The following is a 15,544-nucleotide window of genomic DNA, read 5'->3' as shown; positions in this document are numbered from 1 at the left end:
CCACCTGTGCGGCGCTCGCCGGCCGCATGCGAACGTCGCCGCCGGGCCCGCGCGCGGCGGCGCGGCAGGGCGCGCGCCTCGTGCTCGGCATCTGCGGCGCCGGGCCCGCGCTCGCGCGGCGGCGCGAACGACGGCGCTTCAGGACGACGCGTCGCGCGCCGTGCCCGACAGCCGCGGCTGCGCCTCGCCGATCAGTGACGCCAGCAGGTCGGCCATAAAGCGCACGCGCGGCGAACGCCGCACGTCCGGGTGCATCACCAGCCACAGCGGCCGCACCGTCGGACAGGCCGGACCCGGCAGCGGCGCCAGCGCCGCGTCGCCGTGCGTCAGGAAATGCGGCAGCACGGCGGCGCCGAGCCCGGCGCGCGCCGCATGCAGCAGCGCGGCGAGATCGTTGCTGCGCAGCACGATGCGACGTCCGGCCAGCTGCTGATCGAGCCAGGCCTGCTGCGGCACGCGGCTGAGGCTTTCGTCGTAGCCGAGGAATTCCCAGGCGTCGCGCGGCCGGTCGGCGTAGCCCGGCCGCGCGTAGAGCCCGTAGCCCATCTCGCCGACGCGGCGCGCGACCAGCCCCGGCGCGTCGGGCCGCGACATGCGGATCGCCAGATCGGCCTCGCGGCGCGCCAGGTTCGCGTCGCGGGTTTCGCCGACCATTTCCAGTTCGATGTTCGGCCATTGCGAACGCCGCTCGGCAAGGCTCGGCACCAGCAGATGGCTGGCCAGCGCCGGCGGCGCGGAAACCCGCACGGTGCCCTGCAGCGAGGCCACGCCGAGCGCGAGCCGCGAGAACGCCTGGGCCTCGTCGTCGAGCCGGCCGGCCTGCGCGAGCAGGGCTTCGCCTTCGGCGGTCGGCGACCAGCCCTTCGCCAGGCGGTCGAACAGGCGCACGCCGAGGCGCTGCTCCAGAGCCTCGACACGCCGCGCGACCGTCGAATGCTCGACGGCCAGGCGACGGGCCGCGCCGGACAGGCTGCCGGCTCGCGCCAGCTCCAGGAAATAGCGGATGTCGTCCCATTGCAGGTGCCGGGACGCGGCGGCGATGTCCGTGTTTTTTTGCACAGCGAATGTTCGCTTTTGCCGAATTCCTGTGCAACGGCACCCTCACTACGCTGCGCCTCGTCCCTGATGTTCCTGACGCGAGGCTCGACGATGAACACCCTTCCCCACTCCGCCGCTGCTCCCGAAGTCCGTGAGATTTGCATCGCGCAATACGGCGATCGCTCGACGCTGGCGCAGCGCCGGATCGAACTGCCGCCGCCGGGCGCCGGCGAGGTGCGCGTCCGCCACAGCGCGATCGGCGTCAACTTCGTCGACGTCTACCACCGCACCGGCCTTTACGCGCTGCCGCAGCTGCCGGCCGTGCTCGGCGTCGAGGCGGCCGGCGTCATCGAGGCGGTCGGCGCGGGCGTCGAGACGCTGCGGCCGGGACAGCGCGTGGTCTACGCCGGACCGCCGGCCGGCGCCTACAGCAGCGCCCGCAACCTGCCGGCGGCGCGGGCGATCGCGCTGCCCGACGACATCGACGCCGACGCTGCCGCCAGCCTGCTGCTGCGCGGCATCACCGCGTACATGCTGCTGCACTACGTCCGTCCGCTGAAAGCCGGCGACACGCTGCTGGTCCATGCCGCCGCCGGCGGACTGGGGCTGGTGCTCGTGCAGTGGGCCAAGCGCCTCGGCGCGCGCGTGATCGGCACGGTCGGCAGTGCCGGCAAGGCAGCGCTGGCGACGCAGCACGGCCTCGACCACGCCGTGCTGCACCGCGAGCAGGATTTCGTCGCCGCCGTGCAGGCGCTGACCGACGGTCGCGGCGTGGACTACGCCATCGACGGCATCGGCGGTCCGACGCTGGCGCGGACGATGGCCACGGTGCGGCCGTACGGCATGGTCGCCAGCGTCGGCCAGGTCGCCGGCGATCCGGGCCCGCTCGATCTCTCGCTGCTCGGGCCGGCGCGCTCGATCGCGCTGTCGCGGCCCGGCGTCTTCCGCTTCATGAGCGAGCCGGCGCTCTACCGCGAGGGCGCGCTGGCGACGCTGCAGCAGCTGCGCGAAGGCCTGCGCGCCAACATCGGCGCCGTGCTGCCGCTGGCGCAGGCGGCCGAGGCCCATCGCCGGCTCGAAAGCGGCGAGAGCAGCGGCGCGATCCTGCTGCGGCCATGAACGCATCCAGCTCCAGCCACGCGCCGGCCGCGCCCGCGCCCGCCAGGACCGCGATCGTCACCGGCGGCGGCACCGGCATCGGCCGCGCCGTCAGCCTGCGCCTGGCCGCGGCCGGCTGCCGCGTCGCCGTGGTCTACTCGAAAAGCGAAGCCGACGCAGACGAGACCGTCGAGCAGGCGCGGCGCGCCGGCGGCGACGCGCTCGCCATTCGCGCCGACGTCGCCGACGACCGGCAGGCGCGACGCCTGGTCGCCGACGTGGTCGCGCGCTTCGGCGGCCTCGACTATCTCGTCAACAATGCCGGCATCACCCAGCAGCTGCCGTTCGACGATCTGGAGGCGATCGCGGACGACACCTGGGATCGCCTGATCGCCGTCAACGTCAAGGGCACCTTCCACTGCTGCCGCGCTGCCGCGCCGTACCTGCGCGCCGCCGGCGGCGCCATCGTCAACGTCGGCAGCATCGCCGGCGAAACCGGCTACGGCTCGTCGATGCCGTATGCGGTTTCGAAGGCCGCGGTGCACGGCCTGACGCGGGCACTGGCCCGCGCCCTGGCGCCCGAGGTCCGCGTCAACGGCATCGCGCCTGGCGCGGTCGCGACGCGCTGGTGGGCCGGACACGAGCACAAGATGCGGCAGCTGTCCGGCGATCTGCCGCTGCAGCGCATCTCCAGCGCCGAGGACATCGCCGACACGATCTGCGCCTTGCTCGACGCCCGGTCGCTGACCGGCCAGATCGTGCGCGCCGACAACGGACAGACGCTTTAGGGCCCGGCGCCGACGCGCCGGGCCGCACGCCCTTGCGCTGGATCAAGGGCGCAGAACGGCGAAACCCCTATGCTGATCACACAGGGAGTTTCCGATGCCACGCTTGCCAGCCTCGTTCCGTTGCGGTGCCGCGCGCAGCCGCGCATGCCTGTGCCGTTTCGGTGCGGCAGGCGCGCTCGTCGGCGCGCTCGCCGCCTGCGTCGATCTGTCGCCGCGCTACGAGCGACCGGCGGCGCCGGTGCCGGCCGCCTACCCGCAGGAAGCGGCAGCCGCGGCGAGCGACGACGGCGCCGAACCGGGCTGGAGCCGCTACTTCACCGACCCGCAGCTGCAGGCCCTGATCCGCATCGCGCTGGCGAACAACCGCGACCTGCGCATCGCCGCGTTGCACACGCAGGAAGCGCGCGCGGCCTACGCGATCCAGCGCGCCGACCAGTGGCCGACGATCGCCGTCGGCGCGCAGGCGGCGCGGGCGCGCACGCCGGGCGATCTGAACGTGAGCGGCCAGCCGGTCGTCGGCGGCGACAACGAAGCCTATGTCGGCATCAGCAGCTGGGAGCTCGATCTCTGGGGCCGCGTGCGCAATCTCAAGCAGTCGGCGCTGCAGGACTATCTGGCGACCGAGGCGGCGCAGCACGGCGTGCGCGTGTCGCTGATCGCGCAGCTCGCCGACGGCTACCTGCAGCTGCGCGAACTCGACGAACGTCTGACGCTGACGCGGCAGACCATCGACAGCCGCCAGGAATCGTTCCGCATCTTCAAGCGGCGCTACGAGGTCGGCGCGATCTCCAAGCTCGACCTGACGCAGGTCGAAACGCTGCTCAACCAGGCACAGTCGCTCAGCGCCCAGCTCGAGCAGGCCCGCGCCAGTCAGGCCCATGCGCTGCAGCAGCTGGCCGGCACCACGATCGAGCTGGCGCCGAGCGAGCGCGGCTTCGACGACGGCGCGGTGCTCGCCGGCCTGCCGCCGGGCCTGCCGTCGTCGCTGCTGACGCGCCGTCCCGACCTCATGGCCGCCGAGCACCGCCTGCGCGCCGCGCACGCCAATGTCGGCGCGGCGCGCGCGGCGTTCTTCCCGCGCATCGCCCTGACCGGCACCTGGGGCACAGCGAGCGCCGAACTCGACGGCCTGTTCGATTCCGGCAGCCGCGCGTGGACCTTCGTGCCGACGCTGGCGCTGCCGATCTTCGACGGCGGCCGGCGGCGCGCCGGCCTCGATCTGGCCGAAGTGCGCCGCGACCTCGCCGTCGCCGATTACGAAAAGACCGTGCAGACCGCGTTCCGCGAAGTCTCCGACGCGCTGTCGGCGCGGCGCTGGCTCGCCGAGCAGGTACGCATCCAGCGCGAGACGCTCGCCGCGCAGGCCGAGCGCGCGCGGCTGGCGCGGCTGCGCTACGACAACGGCGCCTCGCCCTACCTCGAAGTGCTGGACGCGCAGCGCGACCTGCTGTCGGCGCAGCAGGCGCTGGTGCAGACGCGCCGCGCGCTGCTGTCGAGCGAGGTCGCGCTGTATGCCGCGCTCGGTGGCGGTGCCACCGATGATCCTTCCGCCCGCTCCGCCGCCGAGGCCGCTCCGTGATCGAGATTCCTCCCCTCCTGAAGAAGGCGGCCGTGCCCGCCGCAGCCGTCGTCGTCGTGCTCGCGATCGCGCTGTATGTCTGGACCCGGCTGCAGTCGGACAGCGACAGCGCCGGCTTCGCCAGCGGCAACGGCCGCATCGAGGCCACCGAGATCGACATCGCGCCGAAGCTGCCGGGCCGGGTCGCCGACATCCTGGTGCGCGAGGGCGACTTCGTCAGCGCCGGACAGGTGCTGGCGCAGATGGACGTGCAATCGCTGCAGGCGCAACGCGACGAGGCGCAGGCCAGCCGCCTGCGCGCGGTCTACGCGGTCGGCGCCGCCGAGGCGCAGGTCGCGCTGCAGCAGGCCGATCTGGCCGCGCAGCAGGCGCTGATCCACCAGCGCGAAAGCGAACTCGACGCCGCGCAGCGCCGCCTCGCGCGCTCGGAAACGCTGGCGCGCGAAGGCGCGTCCTCGCAGCAGGAACTCGACGACGACCGCGCCCGCGAGCGCGGCGCGCAGGCCGCGCTCGCCGCCACGCGCGCCCAGGCCAGCGCCGCGCGGGCCGCCGTCGACGCCGCCCGCGCGCAGGTCACCGGCGCGCGCTCGGCGGTGACGGCCGCCGAGGCGACGGTCGCGCGCATCGACGTCGACATCGCCGACAGCGCCCTCAAGTCGCCGCGCGACGCGCGCGTGCAGTATCGCGTCGCCCAGCCCGGCGAGGTGCTCGGCGCCGGCGGCAAGGTGCTGAACCTCATCGACCTGTCCGACGTCTACATGACCTTCTTCCTGCCGGAGACGGTCGCCGGCCGCGTCGCGCTCGGCAGCGAGGCGCGCATCGTGCTCGACGCCGCGCCGAATCTGGTGATCCCGGCGACGATCTCCTACGTCGCCAGCGCCGCGCAGTTCACGCCCAAGACCGTCGAAACGGCAAGCGAGCGCCAGAAGCTGATGTTCCGCGTCAAGGCGCAGATCCCGCGCAGCCTGCTGCAGAAGTATCTGAACCAGGTCAAGACCGGCCTGCCCGGCGTCGCCTGGGTGCGCATCGACCCGCAGGCACCGTGGCCGTCCCGGCTCGACGTCAAGGTTCTGGATTGACGTCATGAGCGACGCAGCGCCGACCGTCGCGCGCCTGCAGGGCGTGCGCCTGCGTTACGGCAAGACCGCGGCGCTCGACGGCGTCGACCTCGAACTGCCGGCCGGCCGCATGGTCGGCCTGATCGGCCCCGACGGCGTCGGCAAATCGAGCCTGCTGGCGCTGATCGCCGGCGCGCGCGCCGTGCAGGACGGCCGCGTCGAGGTACTCGGCGGCGACATGGCGCAGAAACGGCATCGCGACGCGGTCTGCCCGCGCATCGCCTACATGCCGCAGGGCCTCGGCCGCAATCTGTACCCGACGCTGTCGGTCGAGGAGAACCTGCAGTTCTTCGCGCGCCTGTTCGGCCACGACGCAGCCGAGCGGCGGCGGCGCATCGACGAGCTGACGCGCGCGACCGGCCTGTACGAGTTCCTGGCGCGTCCCGTCGGCAAGCTGTCCGGCGGCATGAAACAGAAGCTCGGTCTGTGCTGCGCGCTGATCCACGACCCCGACCTGCTGGTGCTCGACGAGCCGACGACCGGCGTCGACCCGCTGGCACGCGCCCAGTTCTGGGAGCTGATCGCGCGCATCCGCGGCGGCCGGCCGGGCATGAGCGTGCTGGTCGCGACCGCGTACATGGACGAGGCGCAGCGCTTCGACTGGCTGGTGGCGATGGACGACGGCCACGTGCTGGCGACCGGCGCGCCGCGCGAACTGCTGGCGCGCACCGCCAGCCGCTCGCTGGAAGCCGCGTTCATCCGCCTGCTGCCGGACGAGAAGAAACGCGACTACCGGCCGGTGGAGATTCCGCCGCTGCCGGCCGACGGCGAGGACGACATCGCCATCGAGGCACGCGAGCTGACGATGCGCTTCGGCGACTTCACCGCCGTCGACCACGTCAGCTTCCGCATCCGCCGCGGCGAGATCTTCGGCTTCCTCGGCTCCAACGGCTGCGGCAAGACCACGACGATGAAGATGCTCACCGGCCTGCTGCCGGCGAGCGAGGGCGAGGCCTGGCTGCTCGGCGCGCACGTCGAGTCCGGCGATCTGGCGACGCGTCGCCGCGTCGGCTACATGTCGCAGGGCTTCTCGCTGTACGGCGAGCTCAACGTGCGCCAGAACCTGGTGCTGCACGCGCGCCTGTTCCACGTACCGGAAGCGCAGATCGAGGCGCGCGTCGCCGAAATGCTGGCGCGCTTCGGCCTGCAGGACGTGCAGGCGAGCCTGCCGGAGCGCCTGCCGCTCGGCATGCGCCAGCGCCTGTCGCTGGCGGTGGCGATGGTACACAAGCCGGAACTGCTGATCCTCGACGAGCCGACCTCCGGCGTCGATCCGATCGCGCGCGACAACTTCTGGCGCCTGCTGATCGAGCTGTCGCGCCGCGATCGCGTGACGATCTTCATCTCGACGCACTTCATGAACGAGGCCGAGCGCTGCGACCGCATCTCGATGATGCACGCCGGCCGCGTGCTCGACAGCGACACGCCGGCGGCGCTGGTCGCCAAGCGCGGCGCGGACACGCTCGAGGATGCCTTCATCGGCTATCTGCTCGAAGCCGGCGGCGGCGCCGCGCCCGACGCCTCGGCGGCGGCCGGCGCGCGCCCGTCGGCGCCGCAGCCGGCGCGCCATCGCCGCTTCAGCCTGCAGCGCATGTACAGCTATCTGTGGCGCGAGGCGCTGGAACTGCAGCGCGATCCGGTGCGCGCGACGATGGCGCTCGGCGGCTCGCTGGTGCTGATGTTCGTCATCGGCTTCGGCATCAGCCTCGACGTCGAGAGCCTGCGCTACGCGGTGCTCGACCGCGACCAGACCACGCTGAGCCAGAACTACGCGCTCAACCTCGCCGGTTCGCGCTACTTCAGCGAGCAGGCGCCGATCGCCGACTACGCCGAGCTCGACCGCCGCATGCGCAGCGGCGAGCTGTCGCTGGCGATCGAGATTCCGCCGGGCTTCGGCCGCGACGTCATGCGCGGCGACAAGGTACAGATCGCAGCCTGGATCGACGGCGCGATGCCGCAGCGCGCCGAGACCGTGCAGGGCTACGTGCAGGGCCTGCACCAGCAATGGCTCGCCGAACAGGCGCGCGATCGGCTCGGCACCTCGACGGACAGCCCGTTCGGCGTCGAGGTGCGCTTCCGCTACAACCCGGACGTCAAGAGCCTGCCGGCGATGGTGCCGGCGGTGATCCCGATGCTGCTGCTGATGCTGCCGGCGATGCTCACGGCGCTGGCCGTGGTCCGCGAGAAGGAGCTCGGCTCCATCGTCAACCTCTACGTCACGCCGGTCACGCGCTTCGAATTCCTGCTCGGCAAACAGCTGCCGTACGTTGCACTGGCGATGCTGAACTTCCTGCTGATGAGCCTGCTCGCGGTCACCGTGTTCGGCGTGCCGATCACCGGCAGCTACCCGACCCTGCTGCTCGCGGCGCTGGTGTTCAGCGGCATTGCCACCAGCATGGGCCTGCTGTCGTCGGCGCTGACGCGCAGCCAGATCGCGGCGATGTTCTTCACGATGATCGGGACGATGATCCCGACCGTGCAGTTCGCCGGCCTGATCAACCCGGTGTCCTCGCTCGAAGGCGTCGGCCGCCTGATCGGCGAGGTCTATCCGGCGACGCACATGTTCATCATCAGCCGCGGCGTGTTCAGCAAGGGCCTGGCGCTGCACGACGTGCAGGCCAACTTCATCCCGATGCTGCTGGCGGTGCCGGTGATCCTCGGCGCCGCCGTCGCGCTGCTGCGCAAGCAGGAGCGCTGACGATGCGCACGCGCCATCTCGCCAACGTCTACCGGCTCGGCGTCAAGGAGCTGTGGAGCCTGTGGCGCGATCCGATGATGCTGTTCCTGATCGTCTACACCTTCAGCTTCGCGATCTATACCGCGGCGACGGCGATGCCGGACACGCTGCACGGCGCCCCGATCGCGATCGTCGACGAGGACGGCTCGCCGCTGTCCTCGCGCATCGTCTCCGCTTTCTACCCACCGCAGTTCACCGCGCCGCAGATGATCTCGATCGGCGAGATGGACCGCGGCATGGACGCCGGCCGCTTCACGTTCGCGCTCGACATTCCGCCGGATTTCCAGCGCGACGTGCTCGCCGGCCGCAGCGCCAGCGTACAGCTCAACGTCGACGCCACGCGCATGGGCCAGGCCTTCACCGGCAGCGGCTACGTGCAGCAGATCGTGCTCGGCGAGATCAGCGAGTTCACGCAGCACTACCGCGCCAGCAGCGTGCCGCCGGTCGATCTGGCGCTGCGCGCACGCTTCAACCCGGCGCTGGAGAAATCCTGGTTCGGCGGCCTGATGGAGATCATCAACAACGTCACCATGCTGTCGATCATCCTGACCGGCGCCGCGCTGATCCGCGAACGCGAGCACGGCACCATCGAGCATCTGCTGGTGATGCCGGTGACGCCGACCGAGATCATGCTCGCCAAGGTCTGGGCGATGGGCGTGGTCGTGCTGCTGGCGGCGGCGATCTCGCTGAACGTCGTCGTGCGCGGCCTGCTGCAGGTGCCGATCGAGGGCTCGATCGCGCTGTTCCTGGCCGGCGCCTGCCTGCACCTGTTCGCGACCACCTCGCTCGGCATCTTCATGGCGACGCTCGCGCGCAGCATGCCGCAGTTCGGCCTGCTGCTGATCCTGACCATGATCCCGCTCGAAATGCTGTCCGGCGGCCAGACCCCGCGCGAGAGCATGCCGCGCTTCGTGCAGGACCTCATGCTGCTGGCGCCGACCACGCACTTCGTCGAGCTCGGTCAGGCGATCCTCTACCGCGGCGCCGGCATTTCGGTGGTCTGGAAGCCGTTCCTCGCGCTCGCGCTGATCGGCTCGGTGCTGTTCACGCTGTCGCTGCGCCGCTTCCGCGGCAGCATCAGCCGGATGGCATAGGCACGGCGTCCAGCTCGATCGCGTAGCGCGCACGACCGTCGCCGAGATCCTGTAGCGGACGCACGCCGCGCAGTCCGGCCTCGGCCGCCAGTGCCGCCTTGCCACCGGCCGAGACGAAAGTCAGCGGCGCACGCGTGTGCAGCGGCGCGAAGCGCCAGGCGCGCGACAGCAGCTGCGCGCGCTGCAGCTGCGGATGCCGGCGCAGCCAGTCGGCGATCAGCTCGCGCACCGTGTCCGGCGCAGCCAGCACGGTCTGGCTGCCGTCGAGCGCCGGGAATGCAGCGCTGCCGGCGGCGCGATAGCTGTTGGTGGCGACGATCAGCATCTGCCGCTCGCCGACCGGTTTGCCGTCGATCATCAACGCCGTGACGCGCGCGCCGACCGGCCGGCTCGGGTCGATGACGTAGTGCAGGCCGTCGCCGGCGAACTGGTCGAAGTTGAAGCCGGGAAAGCGCTCGTTGAACAAGGCCTGCGGCGCGCTGCCGGCCGGATCGATGCGGTTGAAACGCTGCGCGCTCAGCTCCATCCAGCGCTTCAGCGTCGCGCCGTCGATGCGCACCGCCATCATCTGGTTGCTGAACGGGTAGAGATCGGCGGCGCTGCGCAGGCTCACCGCGCCGGGCGCGATGTCGGTGTAGTCGGCGGCGCCGGCGTAGCCGGTCTTGAACGCCGACGCGGCCGACAGCAGCGGCTCGTCGCGCCACTCGGGATGCTCGCGGGCGATCCAGTCGCGCACGTAATCGCGCTGCACGGTATTGATGACGGCGAGCGTCGAGCTGTCGCCGACCTCGGCGAAGTACGAGCTGAGCCGCAGGCTGACGCTGCCGATCGGCGCCCGCAGATAGGCGACCGCGCCCTCGTGCGCGACGCGCACCAGCGGCGCGATGCGCGCGTCGGGCGCGACGCAGTCCTGCGCGGTGCGGCAGATCGGCCGCAGCTCGCTGTAGGCCGCCTCACGGTCGAGGCGCCACTGGCCGCCGTCGCGGCGCAGGTGCAGATGCACGAGGCCGAGGTACTGGCCCCAGAAGCCGGCCATCACCGCCGGCACGCCGCGGATGCGGCCGCGCCGCGCGTCGACGTCCGGCAGCGCGGCGAACGCGCCGGGGAACGGCTGGTGCATGTGGCCCATCAGGATCGCGTCGATGCCCGGCACGCCGGCCAGATGCCAGGCGGCGTTCTCCAGATCGCCGCTGTACGGCGCCGCGTCCGGGCCGCCGTGGATCAGCGCGACGACGAGATCCGGATGCTGCGCCTGCAGCGCCGGCAGCCAGCGCTGCGCCGCTTCGACGACACCGCTGACGCGCACGCGGCCCTGCAGATGGGCGCGGTCCCAGTTGACGATCTGCGGCGGCGTGAAGCCGAGCAGGCCGATGCGCAGCGTCACCGGCTGCGTGCCGCCGTCCGGACGCCGCGCGCTGAAGGTCCGCGTCAGCAGCACCCACGGCCGGTACAGCGGCGTGCCGTCGCGCTCGGCATCGACGTTCGACAGCACCAGCGGGTAATGCGGGCCGGCGCAGCGGCGCGCGTCGGTGCCGGCGGCCGGCATCGGCGTGCCGGTGACCTGCGCCAGATACGGCAGGCCGAAATTGAACTCGTGGTTGCCGATCGTGCCGCCGTCGTAGCCGAGCACGTCCATCGCCCGGTACATCGCCAGTTCTTCGTCGCAGGGCAGCGGCGCGACGCGCGCCTGGTACTCGGCGAGCACCGTGCCCTGGATCGTGTCGCCGGCGTCGAACAGCATCGTGTTCGGATACTCGGCGCGCGCCTGCGCGACCAGCGTCGCCACGCGCTCGAAGCCGAGCGTCGGATCGGGCGCGTCGCGGCTGTAGTCGTAGCCGAGGATGTTGCTGTGCAGATCGGTGGTTTCGAGCAGCGCCAGCGGCAAGGTGCTGCCGTCGGCCGGCTCCGGCGCCGCGGCCGGCGGCGCGGCGCGGCAGGCCGCGAGCAGCGCGGCACCCAGCAGCGCGGCGATCGGCAGGACGGAAGGTCGGCGTGACATGACGGGCCTCGGCTCGGGCAGGTCGACTTTGGCAAGCAGCGGCCGTGCCGGAACCCGGCCGGCGCGCGCGGTCACGGATTGTTGTTGGCCGGCTCGAAGACCTTGAGCATGGTCTTCTGCGTATCCTCGGCGATCGCGTTCGGATCCTGGCGCCGCTCGAAGTAGCGCTGCGTGCGGTCGACCAGATCGAGCTTGGTGCGCGCCGCATCGTCGGCGCCGGGCAGCTTGTGCTTGACGTCGTCGAGCTGGCGGTCGGATTCGTAGAGATAGCCGTCGGGACGCACGACCACGGTCGGCATCTGCGCCTCGTCCTCGTTTTCGCGTTCCACCGTCTCGCGCGCCGCGCTGCGGGCCTGCTCGACGAGCGCGTCGCGGTTCAGCGACAGCGAGCCCTGCGCGAGCGCGGCGCTGGCGCCGAGCATCGGCGACAGCCACACCAGCCGCGCGAGGCGACGCCAGTGCCGGTGCCGCGATTGCGCCTTGTCGTGCCGCATGTCGTCTTCGCTCGTGACCGCCGAGGGTCCTGTCGTCCGATACGCCTGTTCGATCCGCGCGCCGGCGTATGAGTTCCGTGCTCCGCCGCTCATTCGCAAACGTCGACGATATAGAGTTCGAGGCTCTCGCTGTCCTGCCAGCGGTTGATCGCGAGCCGGTACGTTACACGCATGCTGCCGGCGGCGCGCAACTGCTCGATGCCGCCGAAGTGCATCGCCGACAGCGCCGCGCCGCCGGCGCTCGCGAGACGGTACTTGACGTGCTGCTCCTTGAGCACGCGATGGCCGAGCACGCGGAACGTGCCTTCGAACAGCGGCTCGGCGAAGCCCTGGCCCCAGGGCCCGGCGCGTTCGAGCGCGTGCGCGGTGTCGAGATCGAGTTCGGCCGGCGCCAGCTCGCCGTCGGTGTGCACGACGCGGGCCAGCGCGTCGTCGTCGAGCAGCTCGGCGCAGACCGTGTCGAAAGCCTGCGCGAAGCGCGCGTAGTCGGCCTCGGCGAGGCTCAGGCCGGCGGCCATCGCGTGGCCGCCGTAGCGCAGCACGAGGCCCGGATGGCGCGCGTCGAGCCGCACCAGCGCATCGCGCAGGTGCAGGCCGGCGATCGAGCGCCCCGAGCCCTTCAGCAGCCCGCCGTCCTGGGCGCGCGCGAAGGCGATCACCGGCCGGTGCAGGCGCTCCTTGAGCTTGGAGGCGACCAGACCGACGACACCTTCGTGCCAGTCGTCCTGGAACACGCAGACGCCGGTCGCGTCGCTGCCCTCGACCAGCAGCAGCGCTTCCTCGCGCATCTGCGCTTCGATCTCGCGGCGCTCGCGGTTGAAGCGGTCGAGCTGCTGCGCGAGCGGCAGCGCCGCCTCGGACGACGGCGCCAGCAGACACTCGATGCCGGTGCGGATGTCGTCGAGACGGCCGGCGGCGTTGATGCGCGGACCGAGCACGAAACCGAGATCGGTCGAGCCGATGCGCTGCGCGTCGCGGCCGGCGACCTGCAGCAGCGCGCGCACGCCCGGCCGCGCACGACCGGCGCGGATGCGCGCCAGGCCCTGCTGCACGAGGATGCGGTTGTTGTGGTCGAGGCGCACCACGTCGGCGACGGTGCCGATCGCGACCAGATCGAGCAGCTCGGCGAGGTTCGGCTCGGCGCGAGACGCGAAGGCGCCGTCGCGGCGCAGCTGCGCGCGCAGCGCGAGCAGCAGGTAGAACATCACGCCGACGCCGGCGAGATGCTTGGAGGCGAACGCGCAGTCCGGCTGGTTCGGATCGACGATCGCGTCGGCGGCCGGCAGCTCCGGCCCGGCGAGATGGTGATCGGTGACGACCACGCGCAGGCCGAGCGCCCTGGCGCGGGCAACGCCGGCGACGCTGGCGATGCCGCTGTCGACGGTGATCAGCAGGCGCGCACCGGTCGCGGCGGCGGCCTCGGCCAGCGCCGGCGACAGGCCGTAGCCCATGCGGAAGCGGTCCGGCACCACGTAGTCGACCGCCGGCGCGCCGAGCGCGCGCAGACCGGCGACGGCGACGGCGACGCCGGTCGCGCCGTCGGCGTCGTAGTCACCGGCGATGACGATGCCCTCGCCGGCGGCGATCGTCTGCGCCACCAGCGCGACGGCGGCGTCGATGCCGCGCAGTCCGGCCGGCGGCAGCAGGCGCGCCAGCTCCAGTTCGAGTTCGGCGGCGGCGACGCCGCGCGCCGCGTAGAGGCGGCGCAGCACCGGATGCAGCGACGCCGGCAGCGCCTCGACGGCGCCCGGCGGACGGCGCTCGATCCGCGGCGGCGTCATGCCGGCGGCGGTCCCGCGCGCACGCGGCGGCGCGCGCTCAGGGCTGCAGGCGCGCGAGCAGCGCCTTCTCGACGGCGCCGCGCTCGGCCGGCACCTGGATCAGATCCTTGAGGCCGTCCTTCATGACGATGTCCGGATCCTTGAGGCCGTTGCCGGTCAGCGTGCAGACCACCGTCGAGCCCTGCGGGATCCTGCCGGACTTGATGTCGGCGAGCGCACCGCACAGCGAGGCCGCCGAGGCCGGCTCGCAGAACACGCCTTCGCTGGCCGCGAGCAGCTTCTGCGTGGCGAGGATCGCCGCGTCGCTGCACTCGTCGAACCAGCCGTTCGATTCCTTCTGCAGCGCCCAGGCCAGATCCCAGGACTGCGGGTCGCCGATGCGGATCGCGGTGGCGACCGTCTCCGGGTCCTTGACCGGACCGCCGCGCATGAACGGCGCGCTGCCCGAGGCCTGGTAGCCGACCATGCGCGGCCGCGCGTGGGTCAGCGGACGGTCGAGGAAGCGGCCTTCGGCGTGATGCGGGCTGATCGCGGTGGCGACGCCGGCGGCTTCCGAATAGCCGATCCAGTGCGCGCTGATGTTGCCGGCGTTGCCGACCGGCAGGCAGTGGAAGTCCGGCGCGCGGCCGAGCGCCTCGACGATCTCGAACGACGCGGTCTTCTGGCCCTGCAGGCGATACGGGTTGATCGAGTTGACGATGGCGACCGGCGTGGTCTCGCCGATCTCCTTGACGAGGCGCATGCCGTCGTCGAAGTTGCCCTGGATCTGGATCACCACGGCGCCGTGCACGACGGCCTGCGCGAGCTTGCCGAGCGCGATCTTGCCTTCCGGGATCAGCACGAAGGCGGTGACGCCGGCGCGCACCGCGTAGGCGGCGGCCGCCGCCGAGGTGTTGCCGGTCGAGGCGCAGATGATGGCCTTCGCGCCTTCATGGACGGCTTGCGTAACGGCCACCGTCATGCCGCGGTCCTTGAACGAACCCGTGGGATTGAGGCCCTCGAACTTCACGTACAGCTCGCCCTCGAAGCCGATCTTGCCCGGCAGGTTCTCGAGCTTGATCAGCGGCGTGCGGCCTTCGCCGAGCGAGATGGCGCGCGCTTCGGGAGCCAGCGGCAGGCGGCTGCGGTAGTGTTCGATCAAACCGGTATAACGGGTCACGTCGGGTCTCGGTGGAACGGCGGAAAATCGGATGAGGGCTAGGCGGCGTCGCGGTACGGCCGCGCCAGCAGCTGTTCGAGGTGGGCGCGTACCGCCGGCCATTCGACGTCGACGACGCTGAACCAGACGCTGTCGCGGACGCGGCCCGACTCGGTGAGCATGTGGCGGCGGAACACGCCTTCCTCGGTCGCGCCGATGCGCTTGAGGGCGCGGCGCGATTTCTCGTTGAGGCTGTCGGTCTTGAACTCGACGCGCATCAGGCCGAGCGTCTCGAAGGCGTGGCGCAGCAGCAGGTACTTGGCTTCGGTGTTGATCGCGCTGCGCTGCGCCGACGGCGTCAGCCAGGTCCAGCCGATCTCGGCGCGGCGGTGCGCGGCGTCGATCTGCGCGAGACGCGTGCTGCCGACCACGGCGCCGCTCGCGGCATCGACCTGCACGAAGGCCTGCGCGGTGCCGGCCTGCTGCCAGGCCAGCGCCTGCGCGACGAAGCGGCGCATCGCCGCCGGCGTGCCGAAGTCCTGCGGGAACCAGGTCCAGATCGACGGCGCGGCGCCGGCCGCGGCCAGCGCCTCGACATGTGCGTCCCGCAGCGGCTCGAGGCGCACGTGACGGCCGGTCAGCGTGCGCGGCGACAGGTCGGGCGGCGCGGCAGCGGCCAT

General features: G+C 72.0%; 11 protein-coding genes and 1 pseudogene. 6 read left to right on the top strand and 6 right to left on the bottom strand.

Annotated elements, in window-relative coordinates:
* Positions 1-138: 138 nt before the first annotated feature.
* On the bottom strand, positions 139-1,059 hold the full coding sequence (locus K343_RS0108445; protein WP_084615775.1) for a LysR family transcriptional regulator: 921 nt from the start codon (positions 1,057-1,059) through the stop codon (positions 139-141).
* A 90-nt stretch (positions 1,060-1,149) separates the two neighbouring features.
* On the opposite strand from K343_RS0108445, the gene K343_RS0108440 reads away from it, so the two are divergent.
* From K343_RS0108440 to K343_RS0108415, 6 genes are all read left to right on the top strand, one after another.
* A complete protein-coding gene (locus K343_RS0108440; protein ID WP_051278092.1) occupies positions 1,150-2,157 on the top strand; it encodes a quinone oxidoreductase family protein in 1,008 nt (335 codons plus the stop codon).
* Entirely contained in the window at positions 2,154-2,924 is a 771-nt protein-coding gene (locus K343_RS0108435) for an SDR family NAD(P)-dependent oxidoreductase (protein ID WP_051278069.1), read from the top strand. The genes K343_RS0108440 and K343_RS0108435 overlap by 4 nt, the downstream gene beginning before the upstream one ends.
* Before the next feature lie 94 nt (positions 2,925-3,018).
* A complete protein-coding gene (locus tag K343_RS0108430) occupies positions 3,019-4,503 on the top strand; it encodes an efflux transporter outer membrane subunit (RefSeq protein ID WP_154662485.1) in 1,485 nt (494 codons plus the stop codon).
* On the top strand, positions 4,503-5,582 hold the full coding sequence (locus K343_RS0108425) for an HlyD family secretion protein (RefSeq protein WP_028007690.1): 1,080 nt from the start codon (positions 4,503-4,505) through the stop codon (positions 5,580-5,582). Before K343_RS0108430 ends, K343_RS0108425 begins: the two co-directional genes overlap by 1 nt.
* A gap of 4 nt (positions 5,583-5,586) precedes the next feature.
* Positions 5,587-8,319, top strand: a complete 2,733-nt coding sequence (gene rbbA, locus K343_RS0108420; RefSeq protein WP_028007689.1) for a ribosome-associated ATPase/putative transporter RbbA — start codon at positions 5,587-5,589, stop codon at positions 8,317-8,319.
* Between the two features lie 2 nt (positions 8,320-8,321).
* Positions 8,322-9,452, top strand: coding sequence for an ABC transporter permease (locus K343_RS0108415; RefSeq protein WP_028007688.1), 1,131 nt, complete (start codon positions 8,322-8,324; stop codon positions 9,450-9,452).
* Here K343_RS0108415 and K343_RS0108410 read toward each other — a convergent pair.
* From K343_RS0108410 to K343_RS0108390, 5 genes and pseudogenes are all read right to left on the bottom strand, one after another.
* Entirely contained in the window at positions 9,436-11,451 is a 2,016-nt protein-coding gene (locus tag K343_RS0108410) for a bifunctional 2',3'-cyclic-nucleotide 2'-phosphodiesterase/3'-nucleotidase (RefSeq protein WP_028007687.1), read from the bottom strand. The genes K343_RS0108415 and K343_RS0108410 overlap by 17 nt on opposite strands.
* A 71-nt stretch (positions 11,452-11,522) precedes the next feature.
* A complete protein-coding gene (locus tag K343_RS0108405; protein ID WP_028007686.1) occupies positions 11,523-11,945 on the bottom strand; it encodes a hypothetical protein in 423 nt (140 codons plus the stop codon).
* Between the two features lie 89 nt (positions 11,946-12,034).
* Positions 12,035-13,726, bottom strand: a complete 1,692-nt coding sequence (gene recJ, locus K343_RS0108400) for a single-stranded-DNA-specific exonuclease RecJ (protein WP_028007685.1) — start codon at positions 13,724-13,726, stop codon at positions 12,035-12,037.
* A gap of 126 nt (positions 13,727-13,852) precedes the next feature.
* A pseudogene (gene thrC, locus K343_RS0108395) lies at positions 13,853-14,885 on the bottom strand (threonine synthase); the annotation flags it as partial.
* Between the two features lie 38 nt (positions 14,886-14,923).
* Entirely contained in the window at positions 14,924-15,544 is a 621-nt protein-coding gene (locus K343_RS0108390) for a GNAT family N-acetyltransferase (RefSeq protein WP_028007683.1), read from the bottom strand.

This window comes from Solimonas flava DSM 18980 (assembly GCF_000426685.1).
Classification (GTDB): domain Bacteria; phylum Pseudomonadota; class Gammaproteobacteria; order Nevskiales; family Nevskiaceae; genus Solimonas; species Solimonas flava.
Note: the sequence above shows the minus strand (reverse complement) of the source record. Positions and strands in the feature narration are given on the sequence as shown.

Excerpts from the sequence above, each read along its gene's own strand:
- K343_RS0108440 (WP_051278092.1), top strand. The coding sequence starts at position 1,150 with ATGAACACCCTTCCCCACTCCGCCGCTGCTCCCGAAGTCCGTGAGATT.
- K343_RS0108435 (WP_051278069.1), top strand. The coding sequence starts at position 2,154 with ATGAACGCATCCAGCTCCAGCCACGCGCCGGCCGCGCCCGCGCCCGCC.
- K343_RS0108430 (WP_154662485.1), top strand. The coding sequence starts at position 3,019 with ATGCCACGCTTGCCAGCCTCGTTCCGTTGCGGTGCCGCGCGCAGCCGC.
- rbbA (WP_028007689.1), top strand. The coding sequence starts at position 5,587 with ATGAGCGACGCAGCGCCGACCGTCGCGCGCCTGCAGGGCGTGCGCCTG.
- K343_RS0108415 (WP_028007688.1), top strand. The coding sequence starts at position 8,322 with ATGCGCACGCGCCATCTCGCCAACGTCTACCGGCTCGGCGTCAAGGAG.
- K343_RS0108410 (WP_028007687.1), bottom strand. The coding sequence starts at position 11,451 with ATGTCACGCCGACCTTCCGTCCTGCCGATCGCCGCGCTGCTGGGTGCC.
- K343_RS0108405 (WP_028007686.1), bottom strand. The coding sequence starts at position 11,945 with ATGCGGCACGACAAGGCGCAATCGCGGCACCGGCACTGGCGTCGCCTC.
- recJ (WP_028007685.1), bottom strand. The coding sequence starts at position 13,726 with ATGACGCCGCCGCGGATCGAGCGCCGTCCGCCGGGCGCCGTCGAGGCG.
- K343_RS0108390 (WP_028007683.1), bottom strand. The coding sequence starts at position 15,544 with ATGGCCGCTGCCGCGCCGCCCGACCTGTCGCCGCGCACGCTGACCGGC.